Source organism: Pirellulales bacterium, assembly GCA_036499395.1.
Classification (GTDB): Bacteria; Planctomycetota; Planctomycetia; order Pirellulales; family JACPPG01; genus JACPPG01.
Genome location: DASYDW010000116.1, coordinates 1 through 19,967 on the forward strand (window position 1 = coordinate 1; position 19,967 = coordinate 19,967).

At 61.0% G+C, this 19,967-nt stretch carries 16 protein-coding genes; 6 read left to right on the forward strand and 10 right to left on the reverse strand.

The genetic code is table 11. The annotated features are described in order from the left end of the window. Positions 1 to 1,671: hypothetical protein (locus VGN12_20255; GenBank protein HEY4311791.1), on the reverse strand; the 1,671-nt coding region annotated here is incomplete at its 3' end. A 491-nt stretch (positions 1,672 to 2,162) separates the two neighbouring features. Here VGN12_20255 and VGN12_20260 point away from each other — a divergent pair. Further along, complete coding sequence (locus VGN12_20260) at positions 2,163 to 2,537, forward strand: hypothetical protein (protein ID HEY4311792.1); 375 nt, start codon at positions 2,163 to 2,165, stop codon at positions 2,535 to 2,537. Between the two features lie 27 nt (positions 2,538 to 2,564). Here VGN12_20260 and VGN12_20265 read toward each other — a convergent pair whose 3' ends face one another. Further along, positions 2,565 to 3,776 (reverse strand): argininosuccinate synthase, encoded by a 1,212-nt coding sequence (locus VGN12_20265; GenBank protein HEY4311793.1) that lies wholly within the window; start codon positions 3,774 to 3,776, stop codon positions 2,565 to 2,567. A gap of 275 nt (positions 3,777 to 4,051) precedes the next feature. Here VGN12_20265 and VGN12_20270 point away from each other — a divergent pair, with 275 nt between their 5' ends. The 3 genes from VGN12_20270 (at position 4,052) to VGN12_20280 (ending at position 8,476) form a co-directional block, all read left to right on the forward strand. Continuing rightward, positions 4,052 to 5,404: a mandelate racemase/muconate lactonizing enzyme family protein gene (locus tag VGN12_20270; protein ID HEY4311794.1), complete on the forward strand. Its 1,353-nt coding sequence runs from the start codon at positions 4,052 to 4,054 to the stop codon at positions 5,402 to 5,404. A 350-nt stretch (positions 5,405 to 5,754) separates the two neighbouring features. Continuing rightward, on the forward strand, positions 5,755 to 5,991 hold the full coding sequence (locus VGN12_20275) for a BON domain-containing protein (GenBank protein HEY4311795.1): 237 nt from the start codon (positions 5,755 to 5,757) through the stop codon (positions 5,989 to 5,991). A 586-nt stretch (positions 5,992 to 6,577) separates the two neighbouring features. Beyond that, complete coding sequence (locus VGN12_20280; GenBank protein HEY4311796.1) at positions 6,578 to 8,476, forward strand: M12 family metallo-peptidase; 1,899 nt, start codon at positions 6,578 to 6,580, stop codon at positions 8,474 to 8,476. Here the strand turns inward: VGN12_20280 and VGN12_20285 are convergent. The 8 genes from VGN12_20285 to VGN12_20320 form a co-directional block, all read right to left on the reverse strand. Beyond that, positions 8,473 to 9,753 (reverse strand): amidohydrolase family protein, encoded by a 1,281-nt coding sequence (locus VGN12_20285; GenBank protein ID HEY4311797.1) that lies wholly within the window; start codon positions 9,751 to 9,753, stop codon positions 8,473 to 8,475. The genes VGN12_20280 and VGN12_20285 overlap by 4 nt on opposite strands. A 57-nt stretch (positions 9,754 to 9,810) precedes the next feature. Further along, a complete protein-coding gene (locus tag VGN12_20290; protein HEY4311798.1) occupies positions 9,811 to 10,038 on the reverse strand; it encodes a hypothetical protein in 228 nt (75 codons plus the stop codon). 97 nt (positions 10,039 to 10,135) lie between these two features. Beyond that, positions 10,136 to 11,392, reverse strand: a complete 1,257-nt coding sequence (locus VGN12_20295) for a cystathionine gamma-synthase (protein HEY4311799.1) — start codon at positions 11,390 to 11,392, stop codon at positions 10,136 to 10,138. Positions 11,393 to 11,438: 46 nt separating this feature from the next. Beyond that, positions 11,439 to 12,821: a cystathionine beta-synthase gene (locus VGN12_20300; GenBank protein HEY4311800.1), complete on the reverse strand. Its 1,383-nt coding sequence runs from the start codon at positions 12,819 to 12,821 to the stop codon at positions 11,439 to 11,441. Between the two features lie 594 nt (positions 12,822 to 13,415). Continuing rightward, entirely contained in the window at positions 13,416 to 13,742 is a 327-nt protein-coding gene (locus VGN12_20305; GenBank protein HEY4311801.1) for a hypothetical protein, read from the reverse strand. 166 nt (positions 13,743 to 13,908) lie between these two features. Next, positions 13,909 to 14,532, reverse strand: a complete 624-nt coding sequence (locus tag VGN12_20310) for a non-canonical purine NTP pyrophosphatase (GenBank protein ID HEY4311802.1) — start codon at positions 14,530 to 14,532, stop codon at positions 13,909 to 13,911. 129 nt (positions 14,533 to 14,661) lie between these two features. After that, entirely contained in the window at positions 14,662 to 15,189 is a 528-nt protein-coding gene (locus VGN12_20315) for a GrpB family protein (protein ID HEY4311803.1), read from the reverse strand. Between the two features lie 91 nt (positions 15,190 to 15,280). Continuing rightward, positions 15,281 to 16,411, reverse strand: coding sequence for a hypothetical protein (locus tag VGN12_20320; GenBank protein HEY4311804.1), 1,131 nt, complete (start codon positions 16,409 to 16,411; stop codon positions 15,281 to 15,283). 385 nt (positions 16,412 to 16,796) lie between these two features. Between VGN12_20320 and VGN12_20325 the strand changes: the two genes are divergently transcribed. Continuing rightward, complete coding sequence (locus tag VGN12_20325) at positions 16,797 to 18,182, forward strand: TolC family protein (protein ID HEY4311805.1); 1,386 nt, start codon at positions 16,797 to 16,799, stop codon at positions 18,180 to 18,182. Positions 18,183 to 18,442: 260 nt separating this feature from the next. Continuing rightward, positions 18,443 to 19,900: an efflux RND transporter periplasmic adaptor subunit gene (locus tag VGN12_20330; protein ID HEY4311806.1), complete on the forward strand. Its 1,458-nt coding sequence runs from the start codon at positions 18,443 to 18,445 to the stop codon at positions 19,898 to 19,900. Positions 19,901 to 19,967 lie beyond the last annotated feature (67 nt).

The following is a 19,967-nucleotide window of genomic DNA, read 5'->3' on the forward strand; positions in this document are numbered from 1 at the left end:
AGCACCGACAGCGCTCGAGAGCAACGTACCATTGACGTCGGTCGCCGGCAGGCTGCCGTACAAGCCGGCTGCCGTGAGGCTCGTGAGACCGTAGATTTCCGCACCCACCGTCGGCAGGTTCGGAATGAACGGCGTCGCAGGCGTGCCACCGACGAACGGGTTGGCATCTTGTGAGCCGACCGTGGTCGGCGTGTTGGCTGCACCCGTGGCCGAAACGCTGCCGAGGTTTGAGCCAAGGATGAAGCGGCCGCCGCCACCAGCGTTGCCGCCGGTGCCGCCGGCGACGTTCACGCCACCAGCTCCGCCGACCGTGGTTCCGATCAAAGCCACCGTACCACCAGCACCACCGCCGCCTTGGCCGCCCGTACCGCCAATACCACCGGTGCCGCCCTGGCCGCCATTGCCGCCGTTACCGCCCTTTTGACCAGCTCCGCCACCGTTCGATGCGGTGCCGCCATTACCGCCGGTGCCTCCCGTTTGGCCCGACACACCCGCTGCTCCACCCGCTCCATTTGAGCCCGTGGAGCCATTGCCGCCGGTCGCAGCAACAGTGCTATCAACGGTAACGGTACCCAGGGCCTGGATTTGGATGGCACCACCACCATCGCCGCCGGCGCCGCCCGTACCGCCAACGCCACCAACACCGCCCGCGGTTCCTTGGCCGCCGCCGCCACCACCACCACCTCCACCACCAGTGCCGAGGAAGCTTTGACCGCCGCCGCCGCCGCCGCCAGCGCTACCGCTCGAGGCACCGCCGCCGCCGCCACCACCACCACCGCCGCCGCCGGAGCCACCGCCACCACCACCGGTGAGCGACAGGGAATTTCCACCAGCATTCGTACCGGCACCGCCCTTGCCACCGGCGCTGCCGGTCGCAGCCGTGCCGCCGTTGTTTCCTGCGGCGCCAGGATTACCGACGCTCGCGCTGCCGCCGACAGCTTGGCCGCCACCGCCGGTGCCACCGGCACCGGCACCGGTGCCCGCCGCAGCCGCACCTGATCCTGTCGATCCGGTACCAGCCGCGCCTGCACCGCCACCGCCGAGGACCGCCGCACCGCCCACCGCACCAACGCTTCCGGTCCCACCACCGGAGCCGACACCGCCGGCCACACTGGCTGCGCCTTGAGCGCCCCCGGCACCTGCCGAGAGTCCGCTACCGCTCTTACCGCCCGCGCCTCCCTTGGGGCTAGTACCACCGCCGTTATTTGGCGTGCTCGTGCTGCTGTTAGGGCCGGCAGCGCCATTGATTGAACCGTCCGCCCCGCCCGCGGCTCCTCCCGAGCCTGCCGAGCCACCCGTCGCCCCGCCTGAAGCGCCCGCACCACCGCCAGCCGAGCCAGCCGCAATGTTGACCGTGGCTCCCGCGGCGATGTTGACGTTATTGCCAACAATAAGATCGACACCGTTGTTGCCGATCGCGGTCAGCGAGTCGGTCGACAGCAAATCGAGATCACCGTAGACAGTGAAATCAGCGACGCCCCCAACGGTGCCAGTGTAAGAAACCGTGACACCATTGATCGAACTCGTGGCCGATCCATTGATCAAACCATTCGTGGTGTCGATAACGATCGCCGCAGCATGCGACGATTGTGGCAGACTGAATGTGAGCATACTTGCGCACACTGCCGTTGTGCCCATTCGGGCAAAGAACCATCGTAAATTCCGACTCATTAGCGTCTCCTTTGTCTCTTAGCCAACGATCCGACGTCGGCTGCCTCTGCATGCAAAATCTCGGCCGCAGAGTGACTTGTCAAAGTGATCCTGTCGAGGCTCAGTGAACTCCAGCCGCTCCGGCAAGGAATCGCGCCCCCCCCCGTTTAAACTGCATAGACCCGTTGATCGTAGGAACGGGAAAATCCTGCGTCAAGAAAAAAATGCCACCATTGGGGGAAATTAAAAATATTTCTTGAAACACTCTGTCAGGTTTTGCAAAGCTCCGCATCCGTTACAAACCATTAGCTGGCAAAGAATTAAGCCAGAGAGTACGTTGAGTGCGAGCACGGCATTCCGAGGTGCGAGTCGAACATTTTCCCTCGACTGCGCATTCGATGCGCACCGCCCCTTGGCAGCCTTGCGCCGCTTGCCTATGAATGGGCAGGAGCACCGATTGCGCTACATCTTCTTGGGGAGACGCGGCTAGTCCTTTCTAAGTCGCGCGCGGCATGGAGTCTCTGCGGGTTCTTCTGCTGACCGGCGATCGAGAATTCGCCAATTCTTTTGGCGCGCTCGTGCGCGCCTTTGGACATGAGGTCGAGGTTCACGACGACGAACCGGCGGCGATCGAGGCGGCGCGCATCATCCCATCACATGTCGTCTTCGTCGATCAAACCACCTCGCCGACCGATGGCAGTCAGATGTGCCGAGATCTGCGCGAAGGTGACGTTCAACCGGTGCGGTTCGTAGCCGTGACGCTGGACAATTCTAGCGAGACGCTCGCGGCATGCCGTGCTGCCGGATTCGATTTTCGTTTCTCGAAGCCGCTGGTGGCCGCGGAACTCGAACGATTTCTGGCGGTGACGAAAGCCGATCTTTCTTGAGTACGACTCGCCGGTGAATCGCAGCGACTAGCCGCGAGGATTGACGCGACCCTGCACGCGCAGCGGCAGGCCCTGGATGCGCAGGAATCCTTCGGCGTCGGTCTGATTGTAGGATCCGCCCCCTTCCATGCTGGCGATCCCTTCGTCGTACAGACTTCGCGAACTTGACCGGCTGGCAACATCGATGTTGCCCTTGTATAGGCTCAGAGTCACCTCGCCCGTCACCGGCTTCTGTGCCTGCCGGATAAACGCCAACAACGCGTCGAACTTGGCGTGATACCAAAAGCCGTAATACACCATCTCGGCGACTTCCGGGGCCAGCCGATCGCGCAGGTGCATCAGGTCCCGATCCAGCGTTAATTGCTCCACGACGCGATGTCCGGAGTAGAGCAGCGTCATGCCCGGCGATTCGTAAACGCCGCGGCTTTTCATGCCTACAAAGCGATTTTCGACCATGTCGATCCGGCCGATGCCGTTGCGGCCGCCGATGTCATTCAATTCCGACACGATTTCGAACGCGCCAAGCTTTTTGCCGTTCACCGCGACCGGTATGCCTGCTTCGAAGCTGATTGTCACCGCCTCGGTCTTATCGGGCGCCTGGCGCGGAGAAACCGTCATGCCGAAGTCAACCAATTCCACGCCATTGACGGTCAGATCCTCGAGTCGACCTGCCTCGTAGCTGATGTGCAGGCAGTTCTCGTCCGAGCTATATGGTTTGGCGATCGAGGCCTTGACCGGAATTTTCTTCTGCTCGCAAAACGCGATCATCTCGGTGCGGCCCGGAAAACGTTGCCGGTACTTTTCGATCCGCCAGGGTGCGATCACTTTCACCGTCGGATCGAGCGCCTCGGCAGCCAGTTGAAACCGGCACTGATCGTTCCCCTTGCCCGTTGCACCATGTGCGTAGGCATCAGCGCCAACTTCGCGAGCCACGGCCAGGCAAACCTTCGAGATCAGCGGCCGTGCGATGGACGTTCCCAGCAGGTAAATCCCCTCGTACTTTGCTTGCCATTGCAAAACGGGGAACGCGAAGTCGCGGCACAACTCCTCGCGAGCGTCCACGATCCGCGCCGATTTAGCGCCGCACGCGTGGGCTTTCTCCAGGACCGCCTGGCGATCTTCGCAAGGTTGCCCCAGATCGACGTACACGCAATGGACGTCGTACCCCTCTTCCTGCAGCCACCCCAGGATCACGGAAGTATCGAGTCCCCCGGAATACGCGAGCACGCAACTTGGCATCAGATGATCCCGTTCAACGATTTCAAGATACAGCCCGTTCGCACCAGCACGAAACAGGGCCAAAAGGACAATCCGCCATTGTGCGATTCGCCCTCTCTAGTGACAAGTGGGCCGGGCCCCTGCTCCGCGCCCCGGGTTCGAATTACGGAGCTTATGGACATCCGTTCCACCCGCCCGGTTCGCCAACAATCGCCACGGTCGACAGTAAGCTACGTGAATGGTCCAATAAACGCCTGCAACCGCCCCAATGCTGCAAGAAGCTCCAACCATTTGTCATGTCGAAATCCACCGATATTCGCCTGCTGGAAATCGGCAGCAGTACCGAAAAATTCGCCTATCGCACGCCGATTAAATTCGGCGGTCGCGTCGTGACCGATGCGGTCGTGCTTGACATCACGGTCGACGTCGAGACTCGTGATGGGCGTCGAACCCAGGGCGTCGGCTCGATGTCGCTCGGCAACGCCTGGGCCTGGCCCAGCAGCGCCGTCAGCGGCGAGGACACGCTGCGCGCCGTTATGCGGATGGCCGAGCTACTGATGGAGGATGCCCGGCACTACCGCGAACCGGGACATCCGCTGGAAATTACTCACGATTTATCGGCGCGTCACGCACCGATCGCCACCCAGGTCAAAACCGAACTGGCTCTGGCCGAAGCGATGCCCCGCCTGCCACAGCTACTGGCCGCCAGCCCGCTCGAGGCCGCGATCCATGATGCCTACGGCAAGGTATTGGGCCGCAATTCGTACGATCTGCTCGGGCCGGAGTTCGTCAACCGCGATCTGGCAACGTATTTGACGCCGGAGTTCAAAGGCGAATACCTGGACCGTTATACGCTGCGCGCGCCAAAGCCGCGGATGCCGCTGTATCACCTGGTCGGCGCTCTCGATCCTTTAACGAATGCTGACATAACGCAGCGCATTAACGACGGGCTGCCCGAGACGCTCCCCGAATGGATTCGCCAGGACGGCCTGACACATTTGAAACTGAAACTTAACGGCGACGACCTCGCTTGGGACGTTAACCGCGTCGTGGCCATCGAGCGTGTCGCGGCCGCGGCGCAGCAAGGCCGTGGCTGCGCGGAGTGGTGCTATTCGCTCGATTTCAACGAGCGCTGTGCCAACGTCGAGTACGTGCTGGATTTCCTGGCCCAGGTCGCTGAGCGCTCACCGGCCGCCCTGGCGCGCGTGCAGTACATAGAGCAACCGACGCATCGCGACCTGAAGGCGCATCCTGACAATCGCATGCATGCGGCGGCCAAGATCAAGCCCGTCGTGATCGACGAATCTTTGGTCGACCTGGAAAGCTTGCTCCTCTCGCGCGATCTGGGATATTCCGGTGTGGCGTTGAAAGCGTGCAAGGGGCATAGCGAAGCGCTGCTCATGGGCGCAGCGGCGCAAAAGTTCGGCATGTTCCTGTGCGTTCAGGACCTGACCTGCCCGGGCCGGTCATTTCTACATTCGGCCACCCTCTCGGCGCGGCTGCCGACCATCGCGGCGATCGAGGGAAATGCTCGGCAATACTGCCCGGCAGGCAATCGCGGCTGGGAAGTCCGTTTCCCTGGCATGTTCCGAATCTCCAATGGCTCTCTCGACACGGCCTCACTCAACGGCCCGGGCCTCGGCTTTTGAGCTGCTGGCGATCAATTAGGCGAGCCAGGGAGTCGCGTGGTGTTCGCAGGGGCGTTGCCTTTTTGCCCAGACTCGGGGCATGCCATTGCCTGATCGGTGTGCAAGCTTCGCCATCACGCCCCGATCGGATGCGGAATTTATGCCTCCCGAAAATTCGTAGCTTGCTACGCAGTAATAACTTACGAAATCTCCAGCTAGGCGGCCAGTACTAACTGGCACGACCCTTGCTACTACCCAAAATCGCCCATCCAAATCGGACACCCACGGAGGGTTAAGTCCACAGGCGGTCTGGCGGGGCGCACGGAGCCAACTTCTACGTCTTAACCGCCTGTTCGAGAGGATGTGACGCGATGCAATCGTCCGGGGTAAACCTGAGTGAGTTAAGCGACAGGGACTTAGAGCGACGGATCGCAACATCTCTGGCTGATCGTCAAATGCCAGGACTGCGTCAGGTGAAAGTTGCCGCCAATAATGGCACGGTAACACTTCGCGGACGCGTCCGCAGTTTTTACGAAAAGCAACTTTGTCAAAACGTTTGCCGTGTGGCCGGCGTTGTGCAAATCGTCGATGCCGTGGTCGTCGCCTAGCGATCGCTCGACGCGATTTGAAGTGTCGATGAGTCTAGAAAAATAACCTTACAAGCGTGCGTCCGGGGGTAGTAACGTGTCCGACCTAAAAGGTAACCAAACTGTGTCACCCGCATATATCTTGGCAGGACTGTTGGTGGCCGTTGCCGCGGCGATCATGTTCTAGTCTGTTTTCGCAGTAGCGTCGGCGAGTGCGGTATCGCGTTTCGCTGGCGCCCGAAAACCAAACAATACGACCTTGGCGCCCGAAGCCGCTGGATTCAGACCCTGAGTCCCCCTTCGCCCCCCCCTCATAGCGGCTTCGGGCGTCTCTTTTTTCTCTACACGGTCGGCTTCATCTGCCGGGTGTTCCCGTGCTTCCTGTCGGCTTCCCGGACAAGTGTGTTTCCGCTCCGGAATTCGTTGATTCTGGCCGCTCAGGCCTGCTGATGTCTCGAAGTCCCGGGCGAATCGCTGACAGCCGTGATAAGGGCCGGTAAACTTGACGCGTGGGGATTCGCTTGGCCAGGCGGCACTGGATACCAAGGCTACCAACCGTCAGGCCCCTGTGTTGGCACAATTGCCATCGCCTCGTTGGGGAGCTTTCGTGCGATTCCGCGTACGAGTCATCTTGGTGTTGAGCATCGCCTCGACGCTCTGGCTTGGACTAAACGACGACCGCGCCGCGGCCGACGTCGTGATCCTGTCGAATCGCTCGCCGGCCCCGGTGAAGTTCGCGGCCGTTTGTGGGCAGGCGAAAGGTAAAGCCTACGAGCTGGCCGCCGGCGACCTAATGCGCCTGAACTGCCGTCCCACGGATCGCATTCGGCTCGCCTACATGAACGAAGGAAGGCGTAAGGACTTCACGCTCTCTCCCAATTCGATCTATTTCTTTCATCGCGCCAAGGATAGCGAGCGGCTGCAATTGGAGCAGATCGCCTTAGGCGAGCACGACCAGGCGGACGCTACGGCCCCGCCCAAGGCGTCGTTCGGCAAAACCGATCGCTCCCCCACCGAGACCGACGACCGCCCGCGGATGGCCACGGTCAAAGTAAAGATTCTGGTCGACGACGACGAAAAGGGGGTCCGCTCCGTTTGGGAAGAACGTTTGCGGAAACGCATCGACGACGCTTCGAAGATCTTCGAGAAGTACGCCGGCATCAAGCTCGAAGTCGTGGCCTGTGATACCTGGGTCACCGACAACAAGATTCAGGATTTCGACGCGCAATTGCGCGAATTCGAAGCCAACGTAAACCCCGATCCGGCCGACCTCGCGATTGGGTTTGCCAGCCAATTCTCCGCGGTTACCGGCCGTACGCACCTGGGCGGAACGCGCGGACCTCTTGCGAAGCACATCATGCTTCGCGAATGGTCAAAGCAGGTCTCGGAACCGGAACGACTGGAGCTCCTGGTTCACGAGCTGGGGCACCACTTCGGCGCCGCGCACAGCCCCGAGCCGACGTCGGTCATGCGGCCGATCCTGGCCGATCGAAAGGCACTCGCGAAGCGGTTTATGATCACCTTCGATCCGGTCAATGCGTTGGCCATGAACCTGGTGGCGTCGGAAATCCGCGACCATCAAATCGAGCGAATCTACCAGGTCAGCCCGCATACCCGCGACACGTTGGTTTCGATCTATCTGACGCTCGGCAAAGCCTTAGCCCAGGATCCGGCCGCCAACAGTTACCTGGCCATGCTCGGCGAAGCGCCTCCGACCGCGACGCGCACCAGTCATTCGACGTCCAAGACCTACGTCGAAGGCGCCCAGCGCGTGCGCGACGCGATCGTCAACGTGGCCGATCGAAATCGTCGGCTGCCGCGCACGGCGCCTGCCGAGGGGGGGATGGTGCGGGTGGCCGGTGACGCACTGACGGAAAAATACGTGCGGACCGCGGCCTATTCCGCCATGCAATTGCCTGTCGCGCAGCGCACCAAGGCCTTTACGCTGGGGCTGGCGGTGGCGCTCGGCGACACGGATCTGTTTCTGTCGAACAGTCTGACTCGCGACCTGCTGGCCAGCCTCGAAACGCCGGAGCAGCGCGAGCGACGACTGGAAGTTATCGGCGCTCCGACGCTTCTGGGGCGCAACGACCTGGCGCGGCATTACTTCTTTTCAGCCGCGATGACCGCCCTTTCCAGCGCGCCGATCGCCGAGTCGGCCGGCCTGCTCAAGGAGATGCGCGACTCGCAGGGCGAAAGCGGCTTCAGCTTCGCCGATCTCGCCGCCGATCTGGCCGGCATTGCGCTGGGCAATTTCCTCAAAGAATCGGAAAGCCGATTGGCGCAAGTGGCGCGTAGTTATTCCGTCACCGAATTCATGCCCCCGATCGACGGCCTGCGCGAAGGGCTCGATCATGCCCGGTTCCTCGAGCTCTTTGGCTCGACATCCGATCCGCGCTTCAAGGAAGAATTAGACGCCGTGCGCACTCGGGTCAAGCAGTTGCCAATCTATTCGGCGACCGCGGCCACGGCCGAACCGCCGAAAAAATCGGCCGATCGTCGTTAACGGTCGCTCGCCGTATCGACAGTGCCGTGAACGACATTTCCGGCAAGGATCGTGGCGAGCACGATCAGCCCCCCGCCCACGTCGACGTCCCGCGTCACATTTCCTTTGCCGCTAGCCTGCGGTGACAACCGGCTGGCCTCGCGCCTCAGATCATCCGGCAGGTCGAATAGAACAAGGTCGGCCAGCTCGCCGGCTTTCAGCGATGGCGTCTCCATGCCCAGCAATGCAGCCGGAGTCGTCGAAGCCATCGCAATCGCGGTCGGCAAATCCACGCCGGCGAATCGCATGACGTTAGCGACTCCCACGCCGATCGGCAGACTGGCTCCCGCCAGGAGTTGATCCTGTCCCGCGATAACCAGCCGACCGTCGGGAAGGATTTCCAACTCACAACCACTACTCGCGTAACGTCCCACGGGCAATCCCGCGAGCCCCGACACATCGCTGACCAACAGGCATCGGGCCGGCGTCTTGGCGCGCACGAACGTTCTCACAACCTCGGGGGGCAGGTGATGACCGTCGACGATCAGACTGGCATAGAGACGATCTTCGGCCAGTTGATCCCACAAGTAATTCGGATGCCGGCGCAACATCCGATGCGCGCCGTTTCCCAAGTGCGTGCTCAATCTCGCGCCGGCGTCGACGGCCGCCCGAATCTGGGTGCCCGTCGCGCCCGTGTGACCGATGGCCACGACGACGCCGCCGGCGACCACTCGTGCGATGAAATCAGGCGCCTCGTCGAACTCAGGCGACATGGTTAACAGCCGGACGCGACCGCCGGATGCCTGCTGCCAGGAGTGAAACTCAGCCAGGTCAGGTCGACGACAATGCTCGGCCGGGTGAGCGCCACGGGGGCCATCCTCTGTCGAAAAGTACGGGCCCTCGAGATGAATGCCCGCAACGGCGAGCGCGACGTCGTGCCAGCGCTCGCAACTCGCGGCGATCATCGCCACGCCGTGCCGCATGACCTCGAAGCTTTGCGTCGTCAACGTCGGACAGACGCGTGTCACGCCAAACGAGAAATGTTGCCGCACGATGCCGGCCACACGCTCGGGCGTTAAATCGAGCGAACTGAATTCCTGTCCGCCGTAACCGTTGATCTGAATGTCCACCAGCCCCGGCGCGACCCAGGGCAAGTCGCCGAACTCGGATGTGTGGCCGCCGAGTCGAGGGTTCTGGCCAACGGCCTCGATACTCTCAATTCTCGCGCCGGAAATTGAGATGCGCACCGGCTCACCGGTGTCATAGCGACGAGCTTCGAAGGCAAACGCTTCTGCCATGGCGATCCGCATACACCTCGAAAATTAAACGTTGCCTGACCAATGTTGCGAAATGCCTCAGCTCGGCGACTCGCGCCGGGCTCGCGCCGCAAGAATCTCCCGTTCATGCCGCAGGCTCTCGCGATGAACCGTGCGCACGATCGCGTAGGCGAGTGCCACCAAGATCATCATGATAAACCCGGGCATTCCGGTGCGGAAATCTTGCTGGGCCAGCAGCGCGAACGCGAAGACCGACAAAACTAGGGTCCCAAACGCCGCCGCGAATTCGCCATAAAAGCGCAGCATCGTACGGACTCCGTGCCGACGATCGATCGAAGGTCATCGAACTGCCGATCGATTGTCGCGCGCTGGCACGGACGGGTCAACGTCACGGAGGGACTCGCTAGGAAAGCGCGTTTTCCAGATCCGCGATCAGATCGCGTACGTCTTCGACGCCAACCGATAGACGCACCAGCCCATCGTCGATCCCCAGTGCCGCGCGCTTATCGGCCGGAATCGTGGCATGCGTCATCAAGGCCGGATGCTCGATCAGGCTCTCGACGCCCCCCAGACTTTCGGCCAGCGTAAAGATCTGGCAGCGTTCGAGCATTCTCTTCGCGCGTGGCGCACCTCCCGCGACCACGGCCGAGATCATGCCGCCAAAGCCGTGCATTTGCCGCTGCGCCAGCTCGTGCTGTGGGTGTGTCGGCAAGCCAGGGTAATGCACCAGCTTCACATCCGAGCGCGCTTCAAGCCACTCGGCAATGGTCTGGGCATTCGAACAATGCCGTTCCATGCGCAGAGCCAGCGTCTTCAGCCCCCGCAGCGCGAGAAAGCTATCGAACGGCCCGGCGATCGCGCCAACGGCGTTCTGCAAGAAACCGAGCCGTTCAGCAAGCGCCGGGTTATCTCCTACGATCGCGGCGCCGCCGATCACATCCGAGTGGCCGTTGAGATACTTCGTGACCGAATGCACGACGATATCGAATCCCATCGAAAGCGGCCGCTGCACGAAAGGCGTTGCAAAGGTATTGTCGGCCACACTGATGATGCCGCGCTCGCGGGCCAGATTTGCGATCGTGCGCAGGTCGGCCAGCTTCAGCAGCGGATTCGAGGGGCTTTCGATCCAAATCATCCGCGTGTGCGGGCGAAGCGCCGCGCGAAACGCATCGAGATTTGTAGGATCAACGAACGAGAAATCCAAATTCGCCGAGCGGCGTCGTACTCGCTCGAACAAGCGAAACGTGCCGCCGTAAATGTCATCGCACACCACGACGTGCGAGCCGTGGTCGAGCAATTCCAGAACCGTGGCAATCGCCGCCAGTCCCGAGGCAAAGGCAAACCCTTGCTTGCCATCCTCGAGATCGGCCAGACAACGTTCCAACGCAAACCGCGTCGGATTGTGGCTCCGCCCGTAGTCGAATCCCTTGTGTACGCCCGGAGATTGTTGCGCGTAGGTGCTCGTGGCGTAGATCGGCGTCATTACGGCGCCGGTGGTCGGGTCAGGAGATTGACCGGCATGAATGGCGCGGGTGGCGAATGCGGTGCGCCCCACGACCGCCGGTGTAGTCTCTTCGGGATACGGCGCAACGCCTGCGCGATTCCACACCATGGCGGGCCAGGTCGCGACGGTCGAAATCAAATCACCTACGGTGCTCATGTCGTAAATCCTGTTTGCAGCTTTATCGCTCGGTTGTTGTAAGAAATTAGGCGGCGCGGCGTTCGCGGCGCAGATAGTTCAATAAGTCGACCCGCGTGATCAGGCCGTGGAACTCGCCCCCGTCGACCACGATCGCGACTTTGCCGGCATTCAGTATCACCAGCAATTCCGGTAGCGCGGCCTGCCGAGAAACGGTCTCCAACTGGGTGGTCATCCGCGCGCGACAAGGATGGGTAAAGGCGTCGACCTCGGCCGAGGCCGCCAGCAGCAGATCCGATTCGTCGAGAATGCCGACGATCTGCTTCTGATCGATGACCGGCAACTGCGAGATGTCGTACATCCGCATGCGCTGATAAGCGATCGCCAAGGGCTCGTCAGGCGACACGCTCACCACCGCGCCGTCGGCGAAGCGGCGCGAGATCACATCGCGCAGATCTCCCAGCGGTTGCGTCTTGGCAAAGCCGTGATCGGCCAGCCAGAAGTCGTTGAACATCTTCGACAGATACTTGTTGCCCGAGTCGCAGACGAACGTCACGACGCGTTTCGGTTCGCTCTGCTGGCGGCAATATCGAACTGCCGCGGCCACGAGCGTACCGGAACTGGAACCGGCCAGAATTCCCTCTTTACGCAACAGGGCGCGAGCCGTCGACAGGCTTTCGAGGTCGGTGACCGTGAAGGCCTGGCGGACGCGCGTCAGGTCGGCGATCGGCGGAATGAAGTCCTCGCCGATGCCCTCCACGACCCACGAACCCGCCTCGCCCATGAAACCGGTGCGAATGTATTCGGCCAACACCGAGCCGGTTGGATCGGCCAACACCATTTCAACGTGTGGCGCATGTTCGGCGAAGAACCGGCTCAGCCCGGTCAATGTTCCGCCCGACCCGACACCGCAGACCACGGCATCCAAGTCATGGCCGGTCTGATCCCAGATCTCGGGCCCGGTCGTGGTTTCGTGCGCCTGCGGATTCGCCGGATTGTTGAATTGATTGATGTAGTACGCGCCCGGTGTTTCGCGCGTGATCCGCTCGGCCAGGTCTTGATAATACTGCGGGTGGCCGCGTCCCACGTCGCTGCGCGTCATGACGACTTCGGCCCCCAAGGCGCGCAAGTGAAATACCTTCTCGCGACTCATCTTGTCAGGTATGACCAGCACCAGGCGGTACGCTTTCCGCGCCGCGACCAGCGCCAGGCCCAACCCGGTATTGCCGGCCGTCGCCTCGACCAAGGTCGAGCCCGGTCCAATCAGGCCCGCCCGCTCAGCCGCTTCGATCATCGAGCGCCCGATGCGATCCTTGATCGAGCCGCCCGGGTTGTGGCTTTCGAGCTTAATGAACAACTGGCAACGCCCCACGTCGAACGTGCGGACCTCGACCAACGGCGTGTTGCCAATCAGATTCAAAACGTCGACCGGAGCGAGTGCGATGCTCATGGTTCGTTCGCCAGAAAACTGCGATACCAAGACGCCAAAAACGCCATTTGTGGCGTCTCACGAAGGGCGCTGGAGGGCCGCGACAACCTGTAAACAAGGCATGTCAGGCACGACCGCCCCGATTCCTATATCGAGAAAACTTTGCCACCGACATGAGGATCATCGGAGACCAAAACTCCGCCAATCCGGCCCAAAACCTCGCGTCACCGCGATTGTTCACCATGTTGATTCGGCGAGTGGCGCTTTAACTGGTTCCGGAAAAACGACTTGCGAATATTTCTGCCGTCGCTGTAGATTTGGTCAGCTGAATTGACAGGAGACGCTGACCCAACGATCGGGAGGCCGTACTCAACAAACGTCGCGATTCCGACTGGACGAGCCAGAGGACCGCGTGCGAGTTGCCGGCCGAGGCAGACTGCGAGCGCTGAAGCGCTACGCAGTTTGCCCGGCCGCTCTTCCAAAGCGAAAGGAGTCTGCTATGTCGATGATGATGGTCGATCGTCCGATGTCGATGTCTGGCATGCCCGCACCCGGGATGCCCATGTCCGGAATGCCCTCGATGGCCCCCGGCATGCCCACCATGGCTATGGTGCCTCAGTGCAAGCTGAAGATGGAGAAGTGCGCTGGCGGCATCAAGATGAGCTGCATGTGCGACGACGAAGTGTCGTGCAGCACCCTGCAGAATATCTGTCGCATGTTGGCCGGCGGCATGTGCAGCTGCTGCTGCATGATGAACGGCATGGTCATGTGCCAATGCAACTTCGCCATGTGCAATTGCAAATGCGAAATGACCAAGGACGGAGTCTGCATTACATGCACCTCCGGCGATAAGGCCTGCTGCGACATGCTGCAAGCCTGCTGCGATTGCATGAACGCCTGCATGAAGTCAGGCTGCATGTGCTGCATCTGCATGGGTGGCATGCCCTGCTGCTGCTGCACCTGCTAGGAGGACTCCCGTTCATGATTCGGGTTTCGTCCGGCAGTGACTACCCGATAGTGGTAATCTGATAGAGATTAATAGTTACCAAGCGGGCGGTTTCACGTTCGAGCGTGAAGCCGCCCGTTTTTTTTGCGCGACACGCGCGACTCAACGCTGAGCGTTCAGCAGCTCCGGCAGGCGCGGCAATAATTTTCGTAAAGCCCGCGCGCGATGGCTGAGACATCCTTTCACGGTTGTCCCCAGTTCGGCGAACGTGTGATGGTACTCGGGAATCTCGAACAGCGGATCGTAGCCGAAACCTCCTGAACCGCGCGGCTCGTACAAAATACGACCGTGGCACTCACCGTCGACCTCGGCAATAGCTGTCCCGGTTGGATCGGCCAAGACCACCCAGCAAACGTAATGCGCCGCGCGACGTTCGAGCGGCAGCGTCCCCAACTCGGCCAACAAGCGTGCATTATTCGATTCGTCCGTGGCCCCTTCGCCTGAATAACGGGCCGAGTAAACGCCGGGCGCGCCGCCGAGGGAATCGACGACCAAGCCGCTATCTTCGCCCAGCACCCAAGCGCCCAGATGCACGGCTTGCTGCACTGCCTTACGGTGCGCGTTGTCCGCGAAGGTTTCGCCATCCTCGACCACGACGATCGCTTGCGGATAGTCCGCCAGTGTGCGCACTTCGATCCCCAGCGGGGCCACCAAAGCGGCTAATTCCAGCCCCTTCTTGCGATTGTGCGTTCCTAAGACCAGCGGCGCAGCCATCAAGTTCCGCATGTTGTTATGCAAAATTCCTCATCCACGATTTCCTCAGGCCATTCCGCCTGGGATGTCTTCGCGATCGCGCATTGTAACGCACGTCGCGTGGGAATAAGCCTTGTCGGTGCATGAACGCGGTGCGCCACATCACGATCGTTCGCGCAACGCCTCTTCCTGGATGCGTTGAATCCAATCGTATTTGCAATCGCTATAGGCGTGCGAGTCCAGGGGATGCAATTTTTGGCAGCGCTCTTTTTCCGCATCGTATGCCCGGGCGATTTCTGGGCGAGCGCGGAGAAAATCTCGAAAGGCAACGTGCCTGGCAATCTCGGCCGAGCCGGCGACGTAGCCGTGCAATTGCATTTTGCGGCGGCCTGTTCGAGGATCGTCCCAAGTGCAATATCGCCGACCCGGCAAACCATATTCTCCCCACCAGTCGTACCCCAGCGATTCGATTTGGCCACGCGCCTCATCGAGCGCTTCGACCGTGGCAATTACCGGGATCAGATCGAGAATCGGTTTGGCTCGGATACCGGGAATAGCCGTCGAGCCAATGTGATGCACGGTGAGCAACGCTGAGCCGAGCGCGCCGGCCAACCGCGCCGATTCGTCGCGAGCATTCTCCGCCCATGCCGGATCGTACGGCTGTAATTCAACAGCAATGGGGGCGGGCATGATACGGGCCTTCGCGAATTTCAGGTCCGATCAAAAAGCGATTCGACTCTTCCGTTGCGAAAGGGCATTCCGTGACCCCTGCAGCCAATAGCTATTTCACGGTGAGCGCCGGACGCTCGTATTGCGCGGCCAGCGAACGCTTCGGCACCTCGACCAGCATCGGCTGAATGTCCAGGCTGATCCCGGCTTCCGATTTCGGCTTGCCCACCTGCGCCACCGACTGGCCGGGCGCAACCTTACGGTCGGCACCGAACGTCTCGATCAACGCATGAGCCTGCGGATTGATTTCGATCTTACCGTCCGGCCGCGGCGTGCCTACAGAATTAAAGCTGCCGATCGTCACCATGCTCGCGTAGCGATCATGGAATTCGTAGGCCTCGTATCCCTTCTGACGCAGCGCCATCGTCAGACGATGCGCCTTGTCGGCGGCTTCCGCCAGTTGGCTATCGAAAGGCTTGTTCTTCCTTTCGATCTCTTCGATCTGCTTTTGATCGATCACGACTCGGCCCGTAAACGTGGCCACCTTCACCGTGTATTTTCCCGGGCAGTCCAGCAGGCTGTACTTCACCGGCTGATTCATATCCAGCACCAACCGATCGACCCCCTTCGGCACGAAGTATTCGTCCGGCAGTAAGGGGTTGGTTGTAATAAAGGCATTGCGCATCGGCCCGCGTTTCTTCTTCGGATTCCCATCGGGCAGAACCGCCTGTTGAATCGCGCGCATCGCCCCCAGCGTGCGACTGTCCGGTTTGCCCTCCTTGGTGCGTTTCTCGATATCCAGGCAATCCGGGTGAGCGTTCTTGAGTTTGTCCAACGTCTTCTGCGCGGCATGATCGTCGACGCTGGTAAAATCTCCGACCAGCACCGCGATCTCGCGCATTTCGTTCAAGCGGTAGCGCACCTTGCGATTGGCGGCGCTGGGTGACTTGTTCGATCCTTCGGCCCGATGGTCGAAGTGCATGGTGTGCGTGTAGGCCGGCACCTTGAAGCGGCTGCGCAGCTCGAAAACCAACTCGCGCGCCTGATCCTCTGCATACGGGCCTGAGAAAGTCATGGCCATGATCGTCCACGGACCGTTTCGCTCACCCAGCGGATAGCTGCTTTCCGGATCCGCTTCGAGGTGATGGAACAGGTCAAGCTTGCTCCACGGCGCCGCCGCCAACGCAAACCGACTTGCTGTCACGGCAAGCATCAGGCCCAGGACCGCAACTCTCGTCGACATGGCATCTCCCGGCGGTAAGCCAGCAATCGGACCGATTCGCACCGTCCGCAAACGCGCAACGCGTTTCAACGGCCTGCTATCGGAGCGCAAGCTCACCATGCAAACTGGGGAATTATTTCGAAAGGCTCGCCGACACACGATTCGCGCCGGCATGGGAAAGGTGGCGGAGTCTAACAAACGGCTTTGACAGGTTCCAGGCCGAAACTCGTCCGCAATGGCTTGCCAACTGGCCCGTGACTCGACGTAGTCTCCCGAGATTGAAAGCATTTAGTAACCACGGCAACTTGGGGTCTCTACACCGAAAGGCCGGCTTTGACTTGATTGATGAATTTACGGGGTCGAGATTAGCTTCAGGGCACATCACCTCGGTCCAAGGACTCATCTCGTGAGTCGTGCGATGCGGCTTCTGTTCGGCGCTCTCGGAATTGCCCTGGGGTTGCCGCACAGTCTGCTAGCACAGCAATCGCAGCAAGGTGCGATTGCGCATCTGCCCAGCCGTCCGGTCGTGCAACGGCTCGTGCCGCCGGAGCAAACCTATGAAGCGGTCCCGGCGCCCGCCGCCGGTGGCGCAGCCGTCGCCATGCGTGGTCCGCCGGGAGCCTCTTTGACTTTGGATCAGGCCACCGATCTGGCTGTCCAAAACAATCCGTTGTTGGCACGGTCGCGCGCTCAAATCGATTCCAAGATCGGCACCGCGATTCAGGCCGGCATCTGGGCCAATCCGCGCTACGACTCCAACAACCCGCAAGTCTTCGCCGGCAACCTGAGCCAATACAACGTGGGGTTCCAGCAAGAGATTCCGGTCATGGGCAAGCTGCGTTTGGATCGTGCTGCCGCGATGCAGGACGTCTACCAGGCACGATTTGCCTACATCCATCAGCGTTTCGAGCTACTGACGGCGGTGCGCCAGCAGTTCTATCGAGTTCTCGCCCAGGAACGGCGCGTGGCAGTACTCGGTGAGTTGGTCGAAATCGCCACCCGCTCGCACGCGGCAGCGCAGCAGCGCGAGAAAGCAGGTCAGGTCGCGGAAACGGATGTGCTGCTGTTGCTCATCGAATTGCAGCAAGCGCGCATCGCCTTGGAAAACTCGCAGGTCATATTGGCCGGCACCCGTCGCGCGCTCGCGGCCACAATGGGCCTGCCCATGCTGTCGATTCAAGACACGCTGGGAGAACTCACCAGCCGGCTGCCCGAATTCGAGGAAGGGCCGATGCGCGAGTTTGTCGCCACGCAAAATGCCCAGATCCAAGAGGCCCGGTTGCAAGTGACGCAGAATCAGATCCTGCTGCAGCGCGCGCAAGTCGAACCGTATCCGAATCCTTACACGGGTCCCGCGGTGGCCTGGGGCCCAAGCTCAGGAAGCGGCGGCACGTCGGGAAGTCAATTCTGGTACAATTTGCAGATGAATGTGCCGGTCTGGAATCTCAACCAGGGCGGAATTCGAGCCGCCAACGCCAACATTCGCGACGCCCGCGCATCGATAGGCGTACTACAGAACGATTTGCTGCGCCAGTCGGCCGAGACTCTGGCCGCTTACCGATCAGCCCGCGACCGGGCGCGATACATTGGCGAGAAGATTCTCCCCACCGCCGAGCGCACTTGGCGTTTAATGCAAAACGCCTACGAGGTCGGACAGGTCGACGTGGCGCCGGTCTTGCAGGCGCAAAAGGCGCTCACGCAGGTCAACCTCGACTACATCGAAGCGCTGGAGAGTTCTTGGGAAAACGCGGCAACCTTGGCCGGTTTATTGCAGGTTGAACTCTTTCCCTAACGGCATTGTAACCAAACGGCCGAGCGCTCCGATCTCGCCAGTATGCTTCTTTTATGTAGAGACCAGAACCGACGCGCCCGCCGGGTTCGTACTACAATTGGCGAGGTATGCGGGCATTGTGGCGCGGTCGGCGCGCTACGGAGTGCGCCACATAGGCCTCGAAAAAGTGCGTTGTGACGGATGCCGCAATCGCGCTTGACAGTAGACGAAACCTTCAACGATACTTCGATTTAGGTATCCTTCTGGTCGCGCGTGGCGGCATGAATCGCAGATTCTCTATACGCAAGATTGTGCCTTGGATCGTCGTCGGGATTCCCATCCTGACGGTCAGTGCGATCGCCTTGCGCGGGTACGAACAGTGGGAGAATCCGCCACAGGTCTTCGATCCGGATCATGACCCGCAAGCGCTCGTCACCTTGGCGCCCGGTCAAACGGACACTCTGCGATTCGCGCCCGAGGCTCTGAAAAAGATGGGCTATCGCATGGCGACCGTTGAACCCGCTCCCCCGCCCCCCCCCTTGCGACTGCAAGGCCGCGTCGACCTCGACCCGGAGTCCTTGGTGCATGTGAAGCCCCGTTTCGCGGGCAAGGTGGTTGAAACGGGCAAGTTCGAGGAGGGGCCTCCCGGTGAACCACCGCGCACATTGCGCTACGGCGATCCGGTACGCAAGGATCAGGTTCTGGCCGTGATCTGGAGCACCGAGGTGGGAGCCAAGAAGAGCGAACTCGTCGACGCTCTTTCGAAACTGCACACTAACAAGGAAATTCTGGCGCGCCTTGAACGTGCCGAACAGGGCGCCATCGCTCAGCGCGCCATTATCGATGCCAATCGTGAATATCAGCAGGCGATGGTCGCCGTGCAGGATGCCGAACGCACGCTCCTCTCGTGGGGGCTGCTCGAGAAAGACCTTGATGAGGTCTACGGCGAGGCGAAAAAGCTCGAACACCAGAAACCGCAGGACGGTAATAAGATCGGCGAAGCACCGCGCGACGTCCGCGAAGTAGGTATTGAAAAAAGCTGGGCCAACACCGAGCTGCGGTCCCCGATCGACGGCCAGATACTGGAAAAGAACTTCAACGTCGGCGATCTTGTCGACCCTTCGGACGATCTCTTCAAGATCGCCGATACGAGCCACGTCCGCATATCTGCCCGCGTCTACGAAGAAGACTTACCGACGCTCCGTCACGTACCCTTGGAGAAGCGTCGCTGGAAGATCGACTTGATTTCGGATCCCTTCGATGAGCCCATCGAAGGCCGGTTCGAATTGGTCGGCGGAATCATCGACCCTGCAGATCATACGGGCATTGTGATGGGCAAGTTGGAGAATAAGAGCGGCCGCATGAACCTGGGCCAGTTCGTCACGGCCAACATTGCCATGGCGGCCGATCCGGCAATGGTTGCCGTGCCGGCCAAAGCCGTGATCGAAGATGGCAGCCTGGTGGCCGTCTTCGTTCAGGACAATCGTCATCCCGATGATTTCACGCGACGGCTCGTGGCCATCACCAGCCGCCTGCCAGGAAAAGTATTTGTTCGAAGCGAGCCGCACGAAGCCGAGCGAGCCTTGGGAGCTTCGTCGTTGAAGGCAGGCGAGCGGGTGCTGGCCTCGGGCGTCCCCGAGCTGAGCGCCGAACTCGCAGTTCTCAAAGCCTCGCAGCCGCAGGTCCAGGCGCAGGCGCCGCATCCTTTGAATTTGCTGCTGCGGCCGGCCGGCGAGTGACGGATTACATTTCGCTAAGCAAGCGCCAAATTTGCCGCGCTTTCCGACACGGACGCTCACAGGGAGG